Raw genomic sequence first — 22,162 nt, 5'->3', positions numbered from 1 at the left:
AAATCTGGTTAGTTATTGGCGCTGCACTGTACTAGTATTTTTCAGGAGGAAGACAAGTGGTGTCCCAGGTGCCAGAGAGAGTTAATGGAGATTTTCTACCTCAGCCTGTAATTTCTGCCAGTTCAGAAGCAGGAATGGTATTTTATTTGGCTGATGGTAAGATTCAAGCTTGTAATGCTGCGGCTGAAAGAATTTTAGGATTGACTTTGGAGCAGATGCAGGGTAAATCTTCTGTTGAAAGTCTCTGTTCAGCTATTCACGAAGGCGGATCGCCCTTTGACAGCGTCAACCATCCAGTCAAAGTAGTATTGCAAACGGCTCAACCAGTTGTTGGAGTGGTGATGGGTATTTATCATCCTAATGGTGAGCTAATTTGGATTAAAATTGATGCCCAGCCGTTGTTTCAGGTAAATAATCCAAGTCCTTGGGCTGTAGTTACTACCTTTTCTGACATTACCTCACAGAAGCGCTCAGATAATCAACCAACTGCTGTATTAGCAATACCAGCAGAACAGGCACAGCATACTATTTTGATAGTGGAAGATTGTGCGGAAGACAGAGTAATTTATCAACGTTATCTGCGGCGAGACTCGGAACAAAATTACAAAATTTTAGAAGCAGAAACTGGAGAAGAAGCTTTAGAAATTTGCCAACGTTACCAGCCTGATGTAGTGTTGTTGGACTACCGACTGCCAGATTTTGAAGGCGTGGAATTTTTAGAAACTCTCAAACATCAAAGCAACGGTAACTCACCACCAGTAATTGTGGTGACTGGACAAGGTAACGAAGCGATCGCAGTCCAAATTCTCAAAGCAGGAGCTGAGGATTACCTGATTAAAGGCCGGATGACGGCGGATGATTTACAATTTACCGTGGGCTGCGCGATTAACAAAGCGCAGTTACGCATGAGGCTACAACAAAGCGAAGTCCGCCTGCATTTAGCGTTGGAAGCATCTCGCCAGGGAATTTGGGAGTGGAATATTCAGACGGGTAAAGTTGTTTGGTCTGAGCATTTAGAGCGTTTGTATAGTATGTCTCCCGGTAGTTTTGAGGGAACATATAATGCTTGGGAAAAACGCATCCATCCTGACGATCGCCATCCAGTAGTTGAAATCCTCAATCGTGCATTGGCTACGGGTAGTGACTATCAAGTAGAATACCGGATACTAATGCCCGATGGTCGTGTGCGGTGGTTGGGTTGTTGGGGCCGAGTTTTTTATCAAGAAAATGGTCAACCTGTACAAATAGCGGGAACGGCGCAAGATATTAGCGATCGCAAACAGGTAGAGGTGGAACGTCAGCAGCAGTTTGAGCGAGAACGCTTAGTTGCCCAAATTACCCAGCAAATTCATCAATCCCTCAATTTGGATGAGATTCTGCACACCACAGCACATCTCACTAGACAAGTACTCGACTGCGATCGCGTGCTGATTTTCCGCATCAATGCAGACTCATCAGGAACAGTGGTATCAGAATCAGTTGGTGCTGAGTGGACGGCAATTCTGGCATCAACAATTACCGATCCCTGCTTTGATAGCAGCTATACCAATCTCTACCAGCAAGGGCGAGTGCTGGCGATCGCAGATATTTATACCGCAGGTTTTCAAGAATGCCATATCGAACTACTAGCTCAGTTTCAAGTAAGAGCCAATTTGGTGGTGCCGATTTTGCAAGGAGATCATTTATGGGGATTGCTAATTGCCCATCACTGCGCTGCACCTCACCCTTGGCAAACATCCGAGATAGAATTACTCCAGCAATTAGCCAGGCAAGTGGCGATCGCGATTCAGCAAGCAGTTTTGTATCAACAAGCACAAACAGAACTCGCTGACCGCAGAAAGGCAGAATTAGCATTGCGGCAAAGCGAAGAACGCTATCGCTATTTGGCAGAATTAATCCCGCAATTGGTATGGACAGCTAATGGCGAGGGAACGTTACTTGATGTTAATCAACGCTGGTCAAATTTCACAGGTTTGACACTGGCACAAGCAAAAATTTACGGCTGGGAAGGTATCGTTCATCCTGACGATATAGCGATTTTGGGTGAACAATGGGCGCTGGCGCAACAATATGGCAGTCATTATCAAGCAGAAGGTAGGATTCGGCGCTTTGATGGCGTATATTGCTGGCATTTACACCAAGCTGTACCTCTGAAAAATGAAAGCGACCAAGTAATTAAATGGTTTGGAACAGCGACAGATATTGACGATCAAAAACAACTGGAACAAGAACGCGCCAAAGCACTTGCTCACGAGAAATTAGCCAGGGAAGAAGCCGAACGCGCCAACCGCATTAAAGATGAATTTTTAGCGGTATTGTCCCATGAATTGCGATCGCCCCTGAATCCGATTTTGGGCTGGGTACAATTGCTGCAAGGACGCAAAATGGATGAAGCGAGGACAGCGCAAGCTTTAGCGACAATCGAGCGCAATGCGAAATTGCAAGCCCAACTGATTGAAGATTTACTCGATATTTCCCGAATTATGCGGGGTAAGCTGACGCTCAAGGCGGCTCCTGTAAGTTTAGTTTTTGTGATTACCGCCGCCTTAGAAACTGTGCGCCTAGCGGCTGAGGCCAAATCCATTCACATGGTAGTCAGTTTAGATCCAGAGGTGAGCAAAGTTTCTGGTGATGCAGCGCGATTACAGCAAGCAGTGTGGAATCTGCTTTCTAACGCCGTCAAATTTACACCCATTGGCGGACGAGTGGAAGTTAAACTCACACAAGTAAATTTCCAAGCGCAAATTCAAGTGATTGACACAGGTAAAGGTATTAATCCAGAGTTTTTGCCCCATGTATTCGAGTATTTTCGCCAAGAAGATGGTTCCACCACCCGTCAGTTTGGCGGATTGGGGTTAGGATTAGCGATCGCCCGACAAATTGTAGAACTGCATGGCGGTACAATTTGGGCAGATAGCTCCGGTGAAGGCAAAGGTGCTTGCTTTATCATTCAGCTACCATTGCTCCAAGAGGAAAACAGCAATGAGCAAATACAACCATCTCATGGTTTACCCCTCCCCCAGCTACCCCTCGCTGGCATTCGTACCTTAGTTGTGGATGATAATGCAGATACGCGAGAGTTGCTAGCGTTTCTCCTACAAGAAAACGGTGCCATTGTCAGAGCAATAGCTTCAGCAACCGATGCTTGGCAAGAATTAGAGCAATTTCAACCAGATATTCTTCTCAGCGATATTGGAATGCCTGAGATAGACGGTTATACGCTTATCCGCCATATTCGCAATTTGCAAGCCAAACAACAAAAGCCACCAATTCCAGCCATTGCTTTAACAGCCTATGCCAGCGAAAGCGATAAAGAGGAGGCGATAAAAGCTGGATTTCAGCGCCATATTGCCAAGCCAATCGATTCCAAGAGTGTAATTGCGATCGTACTGGAGTTATTGCGAGAGAGAAATTAATTTTTAATTGAGATTACCTCTGGGGTGTCGCTTCACCAAACTTAATTAAAAGTGCGATCGCAATACTCACCAGCAAAATTAATGTCATACTCAAAGCGGAACCAAAGCCCCAATTTTGGGTAGCGCCGAGAAACTGGTTATAAACTAATCTTGCTGCTGTCATACTAGAAGCACCACCTAGTAATTCTGGGTTAATAAAATCTCCTAATCCGGTGATGAAAACTAACATTGAACCTGCAGTAATTCCCGGCAAAATTTGTGGTACTGTAACTTTCCAAAATACCTGCCTAGGATTTGCTCCTAAATCTGCGGCTGCTTCTAGTAAGCGGATATCTAATTTTTCCAAAGAAGCATATAAAATTAACACCATATAAGGCAATAAACTATAACTCATTCCTACCAATACAGCAGGAATTTGGTTAAGTACGTCTAAAGCTGGTAAATGAAATATTTTTAATAAACTATTTAATAAACCCGTAGGACGCAGAATTGTAATCCAAGCGTAGGAACGGAGTAAAGAAGAAGTCCACAAAGGTAAAATAAAGGTTAATAATAAGAGATTGCGCCAGCGTTTTGGGGCAAGTTGAGCAATCCAATAAGCTACTGGCAAGCTAAATATTAAACAAATAATTGTTGTACTAGCCGCCAAAATTACTGAACGGATAATTACATGCAAATAAAGAGGGTCGAGTATTCTCAGATAGTTTTGCAAACCACTAGGATTGACTAAATCTCCTGGTCGGATATTCGGTACTAAACTCAACTCCAAAATTATTAATGTTGGTAATACTAATAACAGGATTAACCAAATACCAGATGGTGCCAACAATATAAACGGTTGGAGCCAACTAAAATTTAGATGACGCACTTTTAGTTTTTTTTGCTCAGACAGCATTTGATTAGACACAATAGATATCGAAGTAAAAATTCCAAACTTTTAACTACTAGTTAACTGAGTCCAGTAACGCTCATAAACTTCTTCAAAGTCTCCTAAAGGCGTAATGCGTTCACATTTTTCTAAAATTGACTCTGGTGGGAATAAAGTATTATTTTGTTGTTGTTTTGCAGGTAACTGCTCAAATCCGGCACTATTAGGAGTAGAAATATTCAAATGTTGGCTCATTTGGGCAGCTACCTCTGGCTGTAAAATAAAATTAATCCAAGCATAGGCACCATCTTGATTAGGAGCGACTTGAGGAATTACAATTGTATCAGTCCATAAGGAAGAACCACTGCGAGGAATTACATATTTCAACTTGGGGTTTTCTTTAGTGACTCGCAGTGCATCTGCTGAGTAACACATTGCTAATACCAAATCTCCTGCGAGAATTTGATTTTGCCAAGCTTCAGTGTCAAAGGCAGTAATTGCAGGTTTTAGGACTTTCAATTTTTCATAAGCTTGTTTAATTTGATTTTCATCTTTAGAATTGTAGGAATAGCCTAGCATCCGCAAAACCGCACCCATCACCTCACGCACATCATTCAGCAAGGTCATGCGTTTTTGCAATTTATCTTGATTTTGCCAAAGATAATCCCAATCTTGTGGTTCATCTTTAATAATTTCGGAATTATAAACTAAGCCAGTTGTCCCCCAATTAAAAGGAATACTGTAGCGATTATTTTGGTCATAGCTAGGATTTTGAAAACGCGGGAATAAATTTTCTAAGCCAATTAAGCGTTGATGATCTATTTCTATTAATAAGCCTTTTTTTACCATCTTTTGTACCATGTAATCAGATGGATAGATAATACTGTAAGCACCACCTCCTCCCGCTTGCAATTTAGCTAACATAACATCATTAGAATCATAAAAGTCAGCTAATACTTTCATGCCAGTTTGGGAGCTAAAAGTTTTGAGTAATTGGCTATCAGTATATTGCGTCCAAGTATAAAGATATAATTGGTCACGTTGAGCAGAAGTTTTCGCATTAGCGCGGACATCAGCTAACCGCCAGCCACATCCAGTTAAAGATAAGCTAGAAAATGCTGCTATTGATTGGAGAAATTTGCGTCTGTTTATCATTGGGGGTTTGTCATTTGTCATTTGTCATTGGTCATTTGTTTTTGGGATATTGCCAATTGAGTTGAGATAGGAGTTTAGTTTTGGGGCTAATTCATTCAGAATTATTTGAATGGAATTTATCTGTTCGCTACTTAAGAGATTTCGCATATAAGCTCTTCTTAACCAATGTTGGGTTTCATTTAAAGAGCCTCTAGCTATCTTGATAAAACGTTTATTGTCTTGAAAACTGCCTCTCCCTGAACCTTCTGCTATATTTGCTCCAATACTATCTGCTGAACGGACAATTTGTTTACCAATTGTCTCTTTGTCGAATAAATCCCATTCACCAACTATTTTCCAGATGTCATCTGCTAATTTTTCTGATAATTGATAAACCTGTAAATCTTGGAAACGCTTTGCTGTCATTTCTCAAATTTCAATTTATTGAGATTAATTGCTATGTCATCAGCCAAGAATAAATGACAAATGACCAATAACTATTCTCTAATAGCTAAACAATCACTTTCTTCCCACCAAGCATATATAGGTGTATTGGGATCGGGTAAGCTACCAAAGGTATTGGGTTGTAAAACATTGATAGTAATACCGTTAATTAATTCCACAACATAATTAACGTGAGTACCTAAATACATGACGTTGATTAGTCGCCCTTCAAAGCAGTTATGGGGTAAATTTGGTGGATAAAGTGATAACTGAATTTTTTCGGGACGCACACAAACGACTACTGTTTGCGATATTTCAGTCAGCGTTTCTTCACGGCGAGCGACAACAATTGTTAGCCCAGTTTTAGTTTCAATTTGGAGATTAGTAGCATCAAAAGCCGCAATTTCACCACTGAATAAATTAGTATCCCCAATGAAATCAGCCACAAAAGTTGTGCGAGGAAATTCATAAATTTGGCTGGGAGTACCAACTTGCTCTATTTTCCCTTGATTGATCACCGCAATGCGATCGCTCAACGAAAGCGCTTCCTCTTGGTCGTGGGTGACCATGATAAAGGTCAACTGCAGTTCTTGGTGTAAATTTAATAACTCAACCTGCATTTCCTTACGCAGCTTTAAATCTAATGCGCCTAGGGGTTCATCTAGCAACACCACGGATGGACGGTTGACTAAAGCCCTGGCTAAAGCTACTCTTTGCTGTTGACCACCCGAAAGTTGATTAGGAAAGCGCGATCGCAAACTTTCCATTTTCACTAGTTTTAAAGCTTCTTTGACTCGATGATCGATGTCTGACTTGCGGAGTTTTTTCAATCGCAGTCCAAAGGCAATGTTATCCCACACATTCAGGTGATTGAACAATGCGTAACTTTGAAATACCGTATTGACAGGTCGGCGGTAAGGCGGGACATTAGTCATAGGCTGACCCTGAATCAGTACCTTACCGGCATCCGCTGTTTCAAACCCAGCAATCAAACGTAATATAGTTGTTTTTCCACAACCAGAAGGCCCAAGGATACTAAAAAATTCCCCTTGTCTGACTTCCAAATCTACGCCATTGACTGCTGGTTCCTGGTGAAAAAACTTGAATACATTACGCAGCTCAACATCAAGCGGCTGCAAAGCCATCATTTCCCTCTGATTCTGCGTCACAGTTTGAGCCATAATCCTTAGTAAAATGCCATGATCTTACGCAATTGTGCCCAATAATGTAGTCTTTTAACCAAACTACCCCTGGCACTTTGGTTTAATTGTATCCGTGAAAAACAATTGTTCTGGAAGATAATTTCCTAACTATTTGGCGTTTTATACTGAGTCCCAGCCTTTAGGGTTGTGTATACAAGTAATACTAATTTCTTAATCTTAATTTTTTCTTATGGATTTTATCCCATCGGCTCTACCAGGTAGCAAAAAAGATACACGGACAGTTGGCCGTGGTTTTCAATCAGTATTTTTAATTATATTTACGCTGATTATGACTGCTGGGATTGATGCTCGGTTAGCATATTTGCAAATTGTCGAAGGGCCAAAACTGCGACAGCGAGCAGAATCTAACCGCATTCGTATGATTCCTAAACAACCGGAACGGGGGAATATTTTCGACCGTAATGGTAAATTGTTGGCTAGTACGCGCTATCCCCATTCTGTGTATTTGTGGCCAATGGCTCATACCAAGCCTTCATGGCCGATTGTCGCGCCCAGATTGGAAAAAATTCTCAACACTAGCCAGGATGAGATGGAAAAGAAGCTCAAACTGGCAGGTGCTAATTCTTCTTCGCTCGTCCGTATTGCTCGTGATATTAGCGAAGCAGAAATTACGGCTTTGAAAGAGTATGCTAATGAACTACCCGGGGTAGAAATTAATACAGAAGCGGTGCGTTATTACCCAGAGGGACTAGCATTAGCCCATGTGCTGGGTTATACCAGAGAATTAACTCCCGAACAGCTAGAAAAGAGGAAGCAGGAAGGCTATCGTTTGGGAGATGTGATTGGGCAAATGGGGGTCGAAAAAGCCTACGAAAAAATTCTCCGGGGTGAATGGGGTGGTCAGCAGGTAGAAGTAGATGGTGCTGGTCGTCCGATTCGGGTTTTAGGAGAAAAACAAGCGAAGGCGGGTAACGATTTACATTTGACCATAGATATCAATTTGCAAAAAGCCGCAGACCAAGCTTTAGGCAAATATCAAGGTGCTGTTGTTGCCATAGACCCTAATAATGGTGCGGTCTTAGCAATGGCTTCTCATCCCACCTTTGACCCCAATATTTTCTCCAAACAAAAACTGTCTCAAAAAGATTGGGAAAGTGTCCAAGGTAAAGATCATCCCTTAGTGAATCGTGCCTTGAGTGCTTTTCCGCCAGCCAGTACCTTCAAAATTATTACCGCCTCAGCTGGTTTAGAAACAGGTAAGTTTTCACCAGATACCGTATTACAAACCTTTGGTTCCTTAACTGTAGGAGGAGTAACCTTCGGAGAATGGAATCACGCCGGATTTGGCCCCTTGGGATTTCCTCGCGCTCTGGCTATGAGTAGTGATACCTTCTTTTATCAAGTTGGCAGAAGAGTTGGCGGCCCGGATTTGATTGCATGGAGTCGCAAATATGGCTTTGGTCAAAAAACTGGAATTGAATTTCCTGATGAAGAATCTAAAGGTTTAGTACCTGATGAAAAATGGAAGCAGAAAGCGTGGAAAATGCCTTGGACTGTAGGTGACACCATCAATATGTCAATTGGTCAAGGTGCTTTGCAGGTGACACCACTACAATCAGCAATTATGTTTTCTGTCCCAGCTAATGGCGGATATCGCGTGAAGCCGCATTTGCTCAAAGACCACGAGGAAGCAAAAAGCTGGCGGGTGTCATTAAATATGAAACCCAGCACCATCAAAGTACTACGTGACGGCTTGCGGAAGGTAGTAAGTGAAGGTACAGGGAAACGCTTAGACGTGCCGACAATTGCCCCTGCATCAGGAAAAAGTGGTACAGCCGAAGCAGGTGTTGGTCGCCCAAATCACACTTGGTTTGGAGCCTATGCACCCAGCGATAAGCCAGAAATTGTGGTAGTAGGCTTTGGTGAAAACTCTGGCGATCATGGTGGTACTGTTTGCGGCCCTATGGCTTTACAAGTGCTAGAAGCCTATTTTCAGCATAAGTATCCTGGCAAATATCAAAAACCAGTGTCTGAAGGCAATCACAATGGCGGTAGCACTGGCGACTAAATTATTTGGGCATGTGGCATTGGAGAGATGAGGGAGAAATCAACAATATCAATTACCAATTACCAATTACCCATTCCCCCCTATCCCTAAAATCTTATAAAATACTGAACTTTAAAGCAGCATAATTGTATAGATAATAAATATTAATTTTGCAGTACTCATTCGTCCTATGGCATTATTGCAACCAAGTCCACTGGGAAATGGCAAAAATACACGTACAGTCGGTCAAAACTTTCAACCCACATTTCTAATTATTTTTACGCTCTTGATGACAAGTTTCATAGGTGTGCGTTTGGCGTACTTGCAAATTGTTGAGGGAGCAAATCACCGCAAACGAGCTGAATCAAACCGGATTCGGATGATTCCTAAACAGCCAGAACGGGGTAATATCTTCGACCGTAACGGCAAACTCTTAGCTAGTACTCGCTATTCTCGTTCTGTATATTTGTGGCCAATGGCTCACACTAAACCTTCCTGGCCAGTTGTGGGTGCACGTCTATCTCAAATTTTGGAAATTCCTGTAGCAGATCTAGAAAAACAACTACAAGATGCGGGTAGAAACTCTTCCTCGCTGATCAGAATTGCCCGTGATTTAAGCGAAGCAGAAATTACCGCATTGAAGGAATATCAGAATGAACTATCAGAGGTAGAAATACATCTGGATGCGGTACGTTATTACCCAGAGGGTAAGGATGTGGCTCATGTGCTGGGCTATACTCGCGAATTGACAGCCGAACAGTTAAAAGACAAGAAAAAAGAAGGCTATCAATTAGGCGACGTAATTGGGCAAATGGGAGTCGAAAAAGCTTATGAGAAGATACTTAGAGGCGAATGGGGTGGTCAGCAGATAGAAGTAGATGGTGCTGGTCGTCCACTACGGGTTTTGGGAGAAAAACAGGCAAAAGCTGGTAAAGATTTGCACTTAACTATCGATTTGGCAATGCAAAAAACAGCAGAAAAAGCTTTAGGTAATCGCAATGGTGCGATCGTAGCCCTCGATCCTAAAAATGGTGCTGTTTTAGCAATGGTGTCTCACCCTACTTTCGATCCCAATATTTTTTCTAAACAAAAAGTCTCCCAAAAAGACTGGGAAACTTTGCAGGGTGCAGAACATCCCCTAGTCAATCGCGCCCTCAGCGCCTTTCCCCCTGCCAGTACCTTCAAAATTGTCACGACAACTGCGGGTTTGGAATCTGGTAAATTTTCTGCAAATACCGTGCTTCAAACCTATGGTTCCTTGACTATTGGCGGCACTACCTTTGGTGAATGGAATCACGCCGGATTCGGGCCTTTGGGTTTTGTCGGTGCAATGCAGTGGAGTAGTGATACCTTCTTTTATCAAATTGGTAAAGCAGTTGGCGGCCCGACTTTGATTGAGTGGACTCGTAAATATGGATTTGGCGAAAAAACTGGGTTTGAGTTTGCTTCCGAAGAAACTAAAGGTTTAGTTCCCGATGAGACATGGAAGCAGAAAGTCTGGAAAATGCCTTGGACTGTAGGTGACAGCATCAATATGTCCATTGGTCAAGGTGCTTTACAAACGACACCTCTGCAAGTGGCAGTGATGTTTGCTGTACCTGCTAATGGTGGCGATCGCGTCCAACCTCATTTACTCAAGGACAATGAGGAAGCAAAAACCTGGCGTTCATCGTTAAATATGAAGTCAGAAACTATTAAAATACTCCGCGAAAGTTTGCGGAAAGTGATATCTGACGGTACGGGTAAAGCTTTAAATAAACCAACACTTCCCCCTGTAGCTGGTAAGAGTGGTACAGCCGAAGCCTGGAAACGTGGTGTCAAACAAAATCACGCTTGGTTTGGTGCTTATGCCCCAGCCGATAAGCCAGAGTTATTAATAGTAGCCTTTGCTGAACATTCCGGTGGCGGTGGCGGTAGCGTTGCTGCCCCAATGATTGTAGAAATTATGGAAGAATATTTCCACCGGAAGTATCCGGGGAAGTATCAAAAAGTAGTAACTAAAATGTGAATAGGGGATTGGGTAATTGGTAATAGGGAAAACACCAAACCCCAAATACCAAATAGCTACAGTCGTTAAGATATGTGATCATGGTTTATGTCTTTAACATACTCCCCATTCTTTAATTGCGGAAATTCTAGACTCAAACAGCGTTTAACTGACTTCCTACTTCTGTTCGCAGTAGGTTTCCTAAAGAACTATTCAGGCGATCGCACCCTTCATGTATCAGTGCGTAAACACATTCCCGGAGCCTGATCGCAAGCTAGCTTGCTGTTATCGTTATCAGGGATGTTATCTAAGGACAAAGATAATAACTTATATATATTGACATTTTTGCTCTTGTATGAATACATGGATTTAATGCACATACAATAAAAATTGTCAATTATTTTTTTAAGAGCTATAAAAAGTTAGTAATAGCTCGATTAAAGACTTGGTAAATACAACTCTTATTTATTGCTCTATACCAAGTTACGAACATTTATATATTTACCCTTTGTTTATCCGTTGAGATACTGAGAGCAAGTATTCAAATTCTTGGTTCACAAAAATATTGTTTAGCAAAGTTTGTCTGATAAATACTCAACCAAAGATTATCTATGATGTTTCCACCGCAAATACAATTCATCTAAACCTATAGGCGGGTTTCTAAAAACATCCTCTAAAAATTACAGGCTGGCTATTGAAACCTATCTGTTAACAATACGGCTCTCTTAACCTTAATTGGGGTTCACAAATTTTCAGTTAATTTTTACCAGTCAGGGTCAGCTATTTTTGGGTTGCTACAAGGTCTATTACACAAAGCTATAACAACCAGCAAATCTTGTAAGCAAGCATCTCCACTATTCACCTTCACTTTCTGTAAATAATTTAGTTCTATGGCAACCTTAAATTTCCTGACAAAATTCTCCGTTGCGATTACTGCTACTACAGCGCTAGGATTGTTTGCTTCTTCAGCTAACGCCTTATCCCTAACAAGTTCTTCTGGTACCTGGAGTAAACCTGTTGGCGGAACTAACATCAAATATCAAAAAGTTACCACAAATACAACAAATACAACTACACAAGGTAGAAGAAGTAAAACAACAACAACAAGTACAACAGTTACAACAGTTACAACAGATGCTACAACAGGTAGAATCACTACAGACATTACCACCCCAGATATAAGTTCTATATCTAATTCCAGCAATCCAATAGGTGTAACATCTACAACTACTATAGAAAATCAAGTCCGTTGGGGAGAGGGAAAAAATGGTCAAAGTGGATTAGGATTTCAAGGCACTAGTGACTTAACCTTCAATCTCAATCAAGTATTTCAAATTGGTACTCTGACACACTATAACAATGCGATCAATAATGGAACAGCCGCCTCAAAAGTAGACCTTGGCCTCAACTTAAACTTTAGTGATTTGCCTATAGCATCACAGGCTTTTAACTTTAGCTTTAATATCGACGAAACGCTAAACTCTGGCGTATGCGCTTATGGGAGCAACAGTCAGGGCTGCGCTGATAAAATTACCTTCTCTACTCCAAAGAACTTCAACACCTTTAGTATTGCTGGCGTAGACTATACTTTACAGCTGGTAGGATTCAGTGCAACTGCTAATAGCACTCCTGTAACTAATTTCATTTCACAAGAAGGTGGTAGTAACTCAGCTTTCCTTTACGCTAAGATTGCTGCTGTTCCACCAAAAAGAGTTCCTGAGTCTAGTTCTGCTTTAGGTGTAGTTGCCTTTGGTGCTTTAGCTGCTAGTTCTATGCTGAATCAAAAACAACGAGTTAAAGCAACAGCCAAAGTATAATTTCATAACTTTTAGTTATTGCCAACCTGTTATTGTCACTGCTGTTTCTTACGAGTAAGAGACAGCAATTTTTTATTTGAGGCTTCTTGGCTAAGTTAGCTAAAAACTGGGAATAATATAATAGCGATTTTTATCCAGTAAATCTGCGGATACATTAGCATAAATTATTCTAATTGCCCTTCACCTTAAGTCACTATGAAAGATATCCAGGGAGGATTACAATTCGTCGAACAACTAATTTATGCCAAGACAGGAAAATCTCTAACGGATATTCAAAAAGCAGTCTTGCAAGAATCTTGGGATGGTCAAAGAAAAACTTATAACCAGATTGCCGAAGAATTTCAATATTCTGCTAGTTATATTAAGCAAACTGTAGCCCCGCAATTATGGAAACTGCTATCGGAAGTACTAGGGGAAAAAGTTAATAAAACTAATATTCATGCTGTAATTGAAAGGCGACGAGCAAATCAAACTTCTACTAGAAGCCAAAATTTAATTGAAAGCTTGAGAAAGCGACTAGAGCCTTATTATACTGGACAAGTACAGTATGTTAATCCACAAACAATTGCCAATACTGCATTTAAAAACCATACTAATCCACTGTCTGCGCCTACAAAATTAATCAACGAAAATTATCAAAATACAGTAGAGTTAGAATTACCAAAAGGCTATGTACCTTTAACTTCTGCTTTTTATATTGAGCGAATACCTAATGAACTTAGATGCTATCAGGAGATTACTAATCCAGGGTCTTTAATTCAAATTAAAGCTCCAAGACAAATGGGTAAAACCTCTTTTATGGTTAGGATTCTGGCTCATGCTGCTACCGTAGGTTATCAAACTGTCAGCTTGAATCTTTTACAAGCAGATAATAAAATTTTGACTGATTTAAATAAAGTATTGCGTTGGCTGTGTGCCAATATTACCCATAAACTCAAGCTCAAAAATAAGCTAGATGATTATTGGGATAAAGATTTGGGTAGTAAAGCAAACTGTACATTTTATTTACAAGAATACCTGCTGCCACAAATAGACAATCCTCTAGTATTGGCTTTAGATGAAGTCAATGAGATTTTTGAATATCCTGAAATTGCTCAGGACTTTTTATGTTTATTGCGTTCTTGGCATGAGGAAGCTAAAGATAGTGAAATATGGCAAAAACTCCGACTAATAGTAAGTAAATCTACAGAATTATATATTCCATTAAGTATTGCTAAATTTCCCTTTCAGGTTGGTTTTTCAGTGCAGATACGCTCATTTAACTGGGAGCAAGTACAAGATTTAGCACAGCGTCATCAACTTAATATTTCAATAGGTCATTTAGCTGAACTTATGTGGCTGGTAGCTGGTCATCCTTATTTGCTACGTGTGGCTTTTTACCATCTAGCACACCAAGATTTAACTTGGGAAGAATTGATGCAAACTGCAGCTTCCGATACAGGAATTTATAGCGAATATCTTCACCAACTCTTATGGTATTTACAACAGCATCCCGACCTTGCAGCAGCTTTTGAGCAAGTACTAAAGGCAAAAGCACCAATAGAGTTAGAGCCAGTACAGGCTTTTAAGCTACATAGTATGGGGTTGGTAAATATGCGAAATAATCAGGTGATGATTAGTTGCGATTTATATCAACGATACTTTGGTCGATAGTTATTTGATAAAGTGATACCCAAGCTCACAAGTAGCTTGGGCATCAATACTGCTCGGTTAAGGATTTTCAACTCGGAATTTGGTTTGGGGAAAAGGTGAAAGGGTAAGGGTTAAAGGTTTTTTCTTGCCCCTTTTACCCTTCTCCTTTTCCCCTTAACCGACAAGTATTGGCTTGGGCATTAGCAATAATTAATTTTGGAAGTTATAAATTACCAACAGACTAAAAATCAAGGTAATTGACTAAACTGCACCACTATTTCTATGAAATAGAATGGCTAAAGTTTTGAAAATTAGCTTGAAATCATACAGTAAACTCCAATTTTTTTGATACTGCAAATCCAGGCGGATTACATCTTCAAAACTACGTACTTTAGACCGTCCGTTTACTTGCCATTCACCAGTCATGCCTGGTTTTACATCTAAGCGCTGCCACTCAGGTACTTCATAACGTTCTACTTCGTCAGGAGTTGGAGGTCTAGTACCAACTAAACTCATGTCTCCTTTAAGAACATTCCAGAATTGCGGTAATTCATCTAGACTAGTTCGCCGTAAAAAGCGCCCTACCCGCGTGACTCTAGGATCGCTATCATTCTTAAAGAAAGCTCCTTGCGCTTGGTTTTGGACTTGAGATTTTTTGGCTTCTGCATCCACACACATGGAACGGAATTTCCAAATTCCAAAACGTTTACCCATCCACCCACAGCGAGTTTGTTTAAAGAAAAGGGGGCCGGGATCGTCAATTTGAATAGCAATTGTAATGGGAATTAACAAGACTCCTGTAATTACCAAGCCTACCAGTGCTCCAACAATGTCGATCAACCGTTTCATCCAAGATGCCACAGAAGGATGAGTAGTAGGTAGCGGCTCAACCTTACGAGCAGAAAACTTTTGGTTTTCCGCAATGTGGCTTTGTCCATGCGGTGATAAACTGCTGAGAGATTCAATGGAAAAAACTTGATCCAAACCTGTAAGGTTAAGAACTGCCATTACCTGAGGTGTCACATTTCGCAATATAATGGCGATGCTCTTTTCCTGAGCAGTTTTAAAATTACTGACTAGAGCACCTAAACCACTGCTATCCATAAAAGTAGTTTGGTGAAAGTCAATAATGATTTGTTTTATATGAGAATGTTCCAGGGTTAACTCTTGGCAGATTTGCTTAAAGCCTACGGCCTCAAGCACACTCAATCGGTTGGGTACCTGGACTACAGCCATGTCATTTAGGGAAGTCACCAGGAAATCGACCGCTTTGGGTTGGCTAGTTATGAAGCTTTGCACTGTCGTTGCCGTCTAAATGTAAGCTATCAATCATTAATTTTGACGTAGATATTCTCTAACCTCATCTTGAATTAGTAGGAATCAGGACTAATTGCAAGTTCTTTAGGGTGAGATTAGAGATGGCTAGCGACGATTCACAATAGAACAAGAGCCAAAAAACTTACTTGCTTTTGTGACGACGCAGCGCGATCGCTTTTTTTAATCATCCCATGACTGCTAAAACTACGGTTAAACCTACTGCACGCCTGATTGAGGTCTTTTCTGCTATTCAAGGGGAAGGACTGAATGTCGGGACACGTCAGATTTTTATTCGCTTTGCTTTGTGTGACTTACGCTGTCACTTTTGCGATAGCGCCCATACTTGGAATGCACCTTCTACTTGTAGGATAGAGCGAACCCCTGGATTACGAGACTTTGAAGAGCACTCTAACCCTATCCCAGTGCCCATTTTATTAGAATGGATCGAACGGCAAAATCAACCGTCTATACACGATAGCATTAGCTTAACGGGTGGCGAACCCTTGCTTCATGCACCATTTTTAGAGCTATTTCTACCGCAAGTGCGATCGCTTACCAATCTGCCTATATATTTAGAAACTGGAGGTCATCGTCCAGAACAGTTGGCAATGATTTTGCCCTACCTCGACTCTGTAGGTATGGATTTAAAATTACCTAGCGTCAGCGGTGAAAGCTATTGGCAAGAACATGGGCAATGTCTGAAATTATCTTATGATTCACATTTAAACATTTTTGTCAAGATAATTATTTCCCAACAGACAGACCCAACTGAGTTAGAACGTTCAGCTTTGTTGGTAGCAGATGTTAGTCCTGATATCCCAGTGTTCTTACAACCTGTGACACCTTTGCCAGTGTCCGAAAAATCTACAGCAAAAACTATACTTGCGCCTACTCCCGACCAGGTTTTGCAGTGGCAAGCTTTAATGAAGCAGTGGTTAAAGCACGTTCGTGTCGTGCCTCAAACCCATAAAATGTTGAATCAACTGTAAACTATGCTGAGTGCTGAGTTGATTTCTTGACTCAGCACTTAGCACTTAGTAATCAACACTCTCATCTACTGGTCTAGATTTAGCTTTTGCTTTATTGGCACTGCGTTTGAGGGCAGAAAGGCGTGCTTCATATCTAGAGCGTTGGCGTTTGCTAGGAGTATTGTCTATTAAAGTTTTTAAAGCGCTACCTAGACTTTTATAGGCGTTGGGGAGGCTATAACCAAAGCGAGTTGCAAGTGCGATCGCTTTTTCGTCAGCATCTAATAATTCTTTTAGTTGCTTTTCACCGTTATTTTTTTGGTATAGTCGCCAGCCAGATACGCCACAAAGTGCTAAGGCTAAAACTAGTAACAATCCATCCTGTACCCACAACTCACCTACAGCACCACCTAAACCGATAGCCAGTGCTGCCATTTCCCAACCATCTTTGGGAATTGTGTCATTTTGAATGCGAGCGACTTCGTGCCAAAACAGCAGATTACGCTGATCCATCGCGAGGTTATCCCATTTCACCAGGTCAATTTGGATTTCTACCTGGTCTTTACCAATTTCTTCGCTACGGATCAGGGGTGGATTGACCTCAGTTGTGCCTTCTACCGTGACCCAGCTCTGCAATTCTGGTGGTAGTAAGCTTTTCAACCGCCGAAGTTCACTCATTTCCGCCTTGGCAGAGGAGGTTGCATAGGATGTCATAAAATCCAGCCCTAGAAAAATTCAGTATATAGTGAGGGTATCACTTTGGAGTATAGCTATTTAAGTGATAATTCGCCTCACTCGTGAGGAAAACTTCCTCGTTTTTTCCTAGCTTCCATTGCTTTTTCGAGGATTTCTAGTAATCCAGGGGCTTCTTCTTGAATACTCAGTAAAAGTCTTTCCCCAAGTTCGACATTTCCAGGATCATGTCCTGTTGCCATTACCTCTTTGAGGCGTGGCATGGCTATGCTATCAACAATTTGGATTAATCCGCTCAAGCAACGGTTAAATTGTTTTTCTGTCAGAATTGAATCTTCTAGGGGAAACTCAATAATCGCCCGGATTTCACCGTCAGATGGGTCATACTCCCATTGCAGCATTTTGGTTTCCCAGGAAATGGCCAACATTGTCTGGAGGATAGCTCCTTTATAAGGATGCTCTTGAACTCCTGCTAGTACTTGAGGTGCAAATACCCGAAAAAATTTGCCCTCCTCATCTAATTGCACAACAATTAGGAAGTCTTCTAGGTGATCAGCTTCTACACCTGTGATAATACGTTCTTCCTCGTCATCAAAGCGATATTCCCAACCAAGATTATCTAAGTATTTGGCAATCTGTGTCAGATTAGCTCCCATAAAAGCCTCACAAGGAACGGTGGAGCAGCTGTTACCAAATCTAGTTTAACCTGCTAGTGGCCTATGCTTAGGTTGGTATAGTTACTTCTCTTTTCATCAGAGTATGCAATCCATCTCTTGATGATTAATAAGTGTCGGACTGCTCCATCAAAGTAAAAAGTCATCTTGAAAATTTTACCGCATGAAAACCCACTTTGCAGCTTTTCGTAACAACCAAAATAATTGTATTCTCATATTTAAATAGGTTTTTGATAATAGCCGTACCTTGGCTAGGCTTTATATATAAGTAATTTTGGCGTTATTTGCTAATAATTATTGTATAGATATTTTGGATTATTTTGGAGAATTAGACAATCTAATTTTTTCCTAATTTCAATGAATTAAAACAATTAGTCATTTTTTTCACAGCCCCAAAAAATATTAATTTTTGCAATAATTTTAGCTTATATCTATTAAAAATTATGTTCAAAAGTTTATTTTGTACAAAATGGTATTTTCAAAATAAAGCTAAATTAACTATTTTTATATATTATTTTTGACTGGCTAAAAATCAGTTAAAAATTTAAATCAGAATCAACTGAAAACAAGTTAATCAAAGAGTCACAAAAAGTTTTATATTACAGACATCTACCTATTTTCACAGAGAAATTGTAGTACTAAACACATTTTTACTTTGTAAATGTTTATAGATTTATGCGTAAATCAGCATTAATTTTAGCGATCGCACCCCTAATCTTTGCCCTCAATGCTTGTAATGAGCCGTCAAAAGATCCAAAGACACCCACCACGCCTGGTAGTAATTCAACATCTCCAGTAAATCGCAATCGCTGGGAGACTGTCAAAAATCGTGGTCAGCTGATTTGCGGTGTGAGTGGCGAAGTTCCAGGTTTTAGTTTTGTTGGCACTGATGGTAAATACAGCGGAATTGATGTTGATATTTGTCGCGCTGTAGCAGCGGCTTTATTTGATAACCCAGACGCAGTAGAATTTCGCAATCTAAATTCTAAAGAACGCTTTACAGCTTTACAAACTGGGGAAGTAGATATTCTCAGCCGCAACACTACATGGACACTAAGTCGCACAACGTCCGTTGGCTTGGATTTTGCGCCTGTGGTTTTTTACGATGGTCAAGCAGTGATGATTCGTAAAAATAGCGGAATTAAATCCCTAGCAGACCTCAAAGACAAAGCCATTTGTGTGCAAACGGGTACGACTACCGAACAAAACTTAGCCGACCAAATGCGGAAGCGAAACATCACCTACAAACCCGTTGTGTTTGAGGATGTTAACGTTACCTTTGCGACTTATGCAGAGGGACGTTGTGATGGAATCACAGCCGATCGTTCAGCTTTAGTAGCGCGGCGATCGCTTTTACCCAAACCAGAAGATAACTTGATTCTTGATGAAGTGATTTCTTCAGAACCCCTTGCACCTGCTGTTGCCAAAGGGGATAGCAAGTGGGCTGATACTGTCAAATGGGTAGTTTATGCTTTAGTCAAAGCTGAAGAGTTAGGCATTAATTCCCAGAATATTGCACAATTCGCTACGAGTAGCGATCCAGATATTAAGCGATTTTTAGGAACAGAAGGCAACTTGGGCGAAGGATTGGGTTTAACAAACGACTTCGCAGCTAGAATCATCAAGCACGTCGGTAACTATAGCGAGGTTTACGATCGCAATCTCGGCCCCAAAACAAAACTCAATCTCCCTCGCGGACAAAATCAACTTTGGTCAAAAGGCGGATTGCTGTATTCACCACCGTTCCGGTAATTAGGGATGAGGGGGATGAGGAAGATGAGGGGGATGAGGAAGATGAGGGAGCAGGGGGAGAAATATTTATTCCCAATTACCCATTACCAATTACCAAATGACAAATGACCAATGACAAATGATCAATATGAAATCTTTGTGGCGCGATCGCCGATTTTGGCAGATTGCGGGACAATTACTGGCTGTATTATTAGCAGTAGCAATCGTCACAATATTATGGGGCAACCTCAACCGTAATTTACAGCAATTAGGTATTCAGTTCGGTTTTGACTTTCTCAAACAGCAAGCATCTTTTGATATTGGTGAAACTGTAATTACTTACAAGCCAACTGATACCTACAGTCGCGCTTTGTGGGTAGGACTAGTTAACTCTTTACGGATAGCAGTTACAGGAATTTTTCTCACCACAATTGTGGGTGTGAGTGCGGGAATTGCTAGGCTTTCGGATAACTGGCTAGTCAGAAATATTGCCCTAGTTTACGTGGAAATCTTCCGCAATACTCCCTTACTGCTGCAATTGCTGTTTTGGTACTTTGCTGTTTTTCTGGGTTTTCCCAAGGTAGAAAGTAAAATTTCGCTCTGGGGTTTGGTTTATTTGAGTCAAAATGGCATCGAATTGCCTTGGTTTACCTTTTCTCCAGAGTTTTCAGCCTTATTATTAGGCTTAACTTTTTATACAGGTGCATTTATTGCCGAAATTGTCCGAGGTGGAATTCAATCAGTAGCAAGGGGACAATGGGAAGCAGCGCGATCGCTTGGTTTAAAACCTGGGTTAGTCATGCGTTTAGTTGTATTCCCCCAAGCTTTGCGAGTAATTATTCCACCTTTAACGAGCCAATATCTCAATTTGACCAAAAATTCCAGTTTGGCGATCGCAATTGGCTACCCCGATATTTATTTTGTTGCTTCTACAACTTTTAACCAAACCGGGAGAGCCGTAGAAGTAATATTACTGATTATGCTTACCTATCTCACCCTTAGTTTGACAATTTCCGTAGTCATGAATCTATTTAACCGCACAGTGCAAATTAAGGAAAGATAAAGGGATAACAAGAATAAAAAATGATAAATGACAAATGACAAACCCTCAAATATTGTGGTTGCGTAAAAATCTCTTTAGTACTTGGTACAACAGCCTATTAACTGTTTTCTGCTTAATATTACTGTCTTGGGTAGCCAAAGGAATATTAACTTGGGCAACTACCCAAGCACAATGGGCAGTAGTTTCAGTAAATTTACGTTTATTTTTAGTCGGAAGATTCCCTCAATCTCTGTACTGGCGAGTTTGGATTGTGCTGGCGATCGCTTCTGCTTTAGGTGCAATAACTTGGGGAGTATTTTCTAGTAAACGAAATTTAACCAAGTCTGGGCTTGCTATTTTTAGTTTAATTATCGGTGTTTTATTAACTGTTTTTCCTTTAGATTTAACATCCCGCATTTATCTACTGCTAATTGCTGTTTTATTATTGATAAGTTTTTTGCTAGGCAAGAGATTTACTAAATTAATAGCACCTTGGCTGTCTTTCATCTGGATTTTATCTTTTCCTATAATTTTGTGGTTAATCGGTGGTGGCTTTGGCTTACAATCTGTGCCTACAAATTTATGGAATGGTTTGTTACTAACTCTGTTGATGGCAGCAGTTAGTATTGTACTTTCTTTTCCCATTGGAGTTTTACTAGCTTTAGGACGCACTAGCAATTTACCTGTAGTCCGGTGGTTTTCTATCCTGTACATTGAAATTATTAGAGGATTACCCCTGATAGGAATTTTGTTTCTTGCACAGGTAATGCTGCCATTATTTCTGCCAGTAGATTTACGTTTAGATAGGGTAGTCAGAGCAATTACAGGATTAGTATTATTCAGCGCAGCTTACATGGCAGAAAATGTGCGAGGCGGACTCCAGGCTATCTCACGGGGACAAATTGAAGCTGCTAAAGCACTAGGTTTAAACTCTTTATTTGTCGTGATATTAATTGTCTTACCACAGGCTTTACGTGCGGTAATTCCGGCAATCGTTGGTCAATTTATTGGTTTATTTAAAGATACTTCACTGTTATCTTTGGTAGGATTAGTGGAACTTACTGGAATAGCTCGTTCAATTTTAGCGCAGCCGCAATTTATCGGACGTTATGCAGAAGTTTATTTGTTTATAGGATTGATTTATTGGGTATTTTGTTACTCAATGTCTCTGGCTTCTCGGAAATTAGAAAAGCAGTTAAGTAGTTAAAAGAGAAAATAATTCCTACCAA

17 protein-coding genes are annotated in these 22,162 nt (G+C 40.7%); 10 read left to right on the top strand and 7 right to left on the bottom strand.

The window, feature by feature from the left end; all coding sequences use genetic code 11:
- The first annotated feature begins 56 nt into the window (after nt 1–56).
- Entirely contained in the window at nt 57–3,416 is a 3,360-nt protein-coding gene (locus HGR01_RS14960; protein ID WP_155539222.1) for a response regulator, read from the top strand.
- Nucleotides 3,417–3,429: 13 nt separating this feature from the next.
- On the opposite strand, the gene HGR01_RS14955 is transcribed toward HGR01_RS14960, so the two are convergent.
- From HGR01_RS14955 to HGR01_RS14940, 4 genes are all read right to left on the bottom strand, one after another.
- On the bottom strand, nt 3,430–4,311 hold the full coding sequence (locus tag HGR01_RS14955) for an ABC transporter permease (RefSeq protein WP_096621586.1): 882 nt from the start codon (nt 4,309–4,311) through the stop codon (nt 3,430–3,432).
- Nucleotides 4,312–4,353: 42 nt separating this feature from the next.
- On the bottom strand, nt 4,354–5,439 hold the full coding sequence (locus tag HGR01_RS14950; protein WP_045870527.1) for an ABC transporter substrate-binding protein: 1,086 nt from the start codon (nt 5,437–5,439) through the stop codon (nt 4,354–4,356).
- A gap of 24 nt (nt 5,440–5,463) precedes the next feature.
- Nucleotides 5,464–5,844, bottom strand: a complete 381-nt coding sequence (locus HGR01_RS14945) for a four helix bundle protein (RefSeq protein WP_045870317.1) — start codon at nt 5,842–5,844, stop codon at nt 5,464–5,466.
- Nucleotides 5,845–5,915: 71 nt separating this feature from the next.
- Entirely contained in the window at nt 5,916–7,043 is a 1,128-nt protein-coding gene (locus tag HGR01_RS14940; protein WP_045870318.1) for an ABC transporter ATP-binding protein, read from the bottom strand.
- Nucleotides 7,044–7,254: 211 nt separating this feature from the next.
- Here HGR01_RS14940 and mrdA (HGR01_RS14935) point away from each other — a divergent pair, with 211 nt between their 5' ends.
- The 4 genes from mrdA (HGR01_RS14935) to HGR01_RS14920 all read left to right on the top strand — a co-directional run bounded on the left by mrdA (HGR01_RS14935) (nt 7,255) and on the right by HGR01_RS14920 (nt 14,529).
- Complete coding sequence (gene mrdA / locus HGR01_RS14935; RefSeq protein WP_045870319.1) at nt 7,255–9,093, top strand: penicillin-binding protein 2; 1,839 nt, start codon at nt 7,255–7,257, stop codon at nt 9,091–9,093.
- 169 nt (nt 9,094–9,262) lie between these two features.
- Nucleotides 9,263–11,080: a penicillin-binding protein 2 gene (gene mrdA / locus HGR01_RS14930; RefSeq protein ID WP_045870320.1), complete on the top strand. Its 1,818-nt coding sequence runs from the start codon at nt 9,263–9,265 to the stop codon at nt 11,078–11,080.
- A gap of 869 nt (nt 11,081–11,949) precedes the next feature.
- Nucleotides 11,950–12,876, top strand: coding sequence for a THxN family PEP-CTERM protein (locus HGR01_RS14925; protein WP_052335185.1), 927 nt, complete (start codon nt 11,950–11,952; stop codon nt 12,874–12,876).
- Between the two features lie 195 nt (nt 12,877–13,071).
- Complete coding sequence (locus tag HGR01_RS14920; RefSeq protein WP_045870321.1) at nt 13,072–14,529, top strand: AAA-like domain-containing protein; 1,458 nt, start codon at nt 13,072–13,074, stop codon at nt 14,527–14,529.
- Between the two features lie 240 nt (nt 14,530–14,769).
- Here HGR01_RS14920 and HGR01_RS14915 read toward each other — a convergent pair whose 3' ends face one another.
- A complete protein-coding gene (locus HGR01_RS14915; RefSeq protein ID WP_081584016.1) occupies nt 14,770–15,795 on the bottom strand; it encodes an anti-sigma factor antagonist in 1,026 nt (341 codons plus the stop codon).
- 221 nt (nt 15,796–16,016) lie between these two features.
- Here HGR01_RS14915 and HGR01_RS14910 point away from each other — a divergent pair, with 221 nt between their 5' ends.
- Nucleotides 16,017–16,814 (top strand): 7-carboxy-7-deazaguanine synthase QueE, encoded by a 798-nt coding sequence (locus HGR01_RS14910; RefSeq protein ID WP_045870323.1) that lies wholly within the window; start codon nt 16,017–16,019, stop codon nt 16,812–16,814.
- A gap of 45 nt (nt 16,815–16,859) precedes the next feature.
- Here HGR01_RS14910 and HGR01_RS14905 read toward each other — a convergent pair whose 3' ends face one another.
- Both HGR01_RS14905 and HGR01_RS14900 read right to left on the bottom strand, forming a co-directional pair.
- Nucleotides 16,860–17,507 carry a DUF3318 domain-containing protein gene (locus HGR01_RS14905; protein ID WP_045870324.1) on the bottom strand — a complete coding sequence of 216 codons (648 nt, stop codon included), beginning with the start codon at nt 17,505–17,507 and terminating at the stop codon, nt 16,860–16,862.
- 77 nt (nt 17,508–17,584) lie between these two features.
- Nucleotides 17,585–18,142, bottom strand: coding sequence for a hypothetical protein (locus HGR01_RS14900; protein WP_045870325.1), 558 nt, complete (start codon nt 18,140–18,142; stop codon nt 17,585–17,587).
- Nucleotides 18,143–18,835: 693 nt separating this feature from the next.
- Here HGR01_RS14900 and HGR01_RS14895 point away from each other — a divergent pair.
- The 4 genes from HGR01_RS14895 to HGR01_RS14880 are packed head-to-tail and all read left to right on the top strand — an operon-like array spanning nt 18,836 to nt 22,140.
- Nucleotides 18,836–19,912, top strand: a complete 1,077-nt coding sequence (locus HGR01_RS14895) for an amino acid ABC transporter substrate-binding protein (RefSeq protein ID WP_045870326.1) — start codon at nt 18,836–18,838, stop codon at nt 19,910–19,912.
- A complete protein-coding gene (locus HGR01_RS14890) occupies nt 19,870–20,013 on the top strand; it encodes a hypothetical protein (protein WP_155539224.1) in 144 nt (47 codons plus the stop codon). The genes HGR01_RS14895 and HGR01_RS14890 overlap by 43 nt, the downstream gene beginning before the upstream one ends.
- Before the next feature lie 17 nt (nt 20,014–20,030).
- The gene (locus HGR01_RS14885) at nt 20,031–20,954 is read left to right on the top strand and encodes an amino acid ABC transporter permease (RefSeq protein WP_045870327.1); all 924 of its coding nucleotides are present in this window, start codon (nt 20,031–20,033) and stop codon (nt 20,952–20,954) included.
- 34 nt (nt 20,955–20,988) lie between these two features.
- Nucleotides 20,989–22,140 carry an amino acid ABC transporter permease gene (locus HGR01_RS14880; RefSeq protein ID WP_045870328.1) on the top strand — a complete coding sequence of 384 codons (1,152 nt, stop codon included), beginning with the start codon at nt 20,989–20,991 and terminating at the stop codon, nt 22,138–22,140.
- The last annotated feature ends 22 nt before the right edge of the window (nt 22,141–22,162 follow it).

It is taken from the genome of Tolypothrix sp. PCC 7712 (genome assembly GCF_025860405.1).
Classification (GTDB): domain Bacteria; phylum Cyanobacteriota; class Cyanobacteriia; order Cyanobacteriales; family Nostocaceae; genus Aulosira; species Aulosira diplosiphon.
The sequence above is the reverse complement of the archived record's forward strand: the minus strand, read 5'-3'. Positions and strand labels throughout refer to the sequence as shown.

Bases quoted from the DNA above. Each gene is read 5' to 3' on its own strand.
- HGR01_RS14955 (WP_096621586.1), bottom strand. From the start codon at position 4,311: ATGCTGTCTGAGCAAAAAAAACTAAAAGTGCGTCATCTAAATTTTAGT.
- HGR01_RS14950 (WP_045870527.1), bottom strand. From the start codon at position 5,439: ATGATAAACAGACGCAAATTTCTCCAATCAATAGCAGCATTTTCTAGC.
- HGR01_RS14945 (WP_045870317.1), bottom strand. From the start codon at position 5,844: ATGACAGCAAAGCGTTTCCAAGATTTACAGGTTTATCAATTATCAGAA.
- HGR01_RS14940 (WP_045870318.1), bottom strand. From the start codon at position 7,043: ATGGCTCAAACTGTGACGCAGAATCAGAGGGAAATGATGGCTTTGCAG.
- mrdA (WP_045870319.1), top strand. From the start codon at position 7,255: ATGGATTTTATCCCATCGGCTCTACCAGGTAGCAAAAAAGATACACGG.
- mrdA (WP_045870320.1), top strand. From the start codon at position 9,263: ATGGCATTATTGCAACCAAGTCCACTGGGAAATGGCAAAAATACACGT.
- HGR01_RS14925 (WP_052335185.1), top strand. From the start codon at position 11,950: ATGGCAACCTTAAATTTCCTGACAAAATTCTCCGTTGCGATTACTGCT.
- HGR01_RS14920 (WP_045870321.1), top strand. From the start codon at position 13,072: ATGAAAGATATCCAGGGAGGATTACAATTCGTCGAACAACTAATTTAT.
- HGR01_RS14910 (WP_045870323.1), top strand. From the start codon at position 16,017: ATGACTGCTAAAACTACGGTTAAACCTACTGCACGCCTGATTGAGGTC.
- HGR01_RS14905 (WP_045870324.1), bottom strand. From the start codon at position 17,507: ATGACATCCTATGCAACCTCCTCTGCCAAGGCGGAAATGAGTGAACTT.
- HGR01_RS14900 (WP_045870325.1), bottom strand. From the start codon at position 18,142: ATGGGAGCTAATCTGACACAGATTGCCAAATACTTAGATAATCTTGGT.
- HGR01_RS14895 (WP_045870326.1), top strand. From the start codon at position 18,836: ATGCGTAAATCAGCATTAATTTTAGCGATCGCACCCCTAATCTTTGCC.
- HGR01_RS14885 (WP_045870327.1), top strand. From the start codon at position 20,031: ATGATCAATATGAAATCTTTGTGGCGCGATCGCCGATTTTGGCAGATT.
- HGR01_RS14880 (WP_045870328.1), top strand. From the start codon at position 20,989: ATGACAAACCCTCAAATATTGTGGTTGCGTAAAAATCTCTTTAGTACT.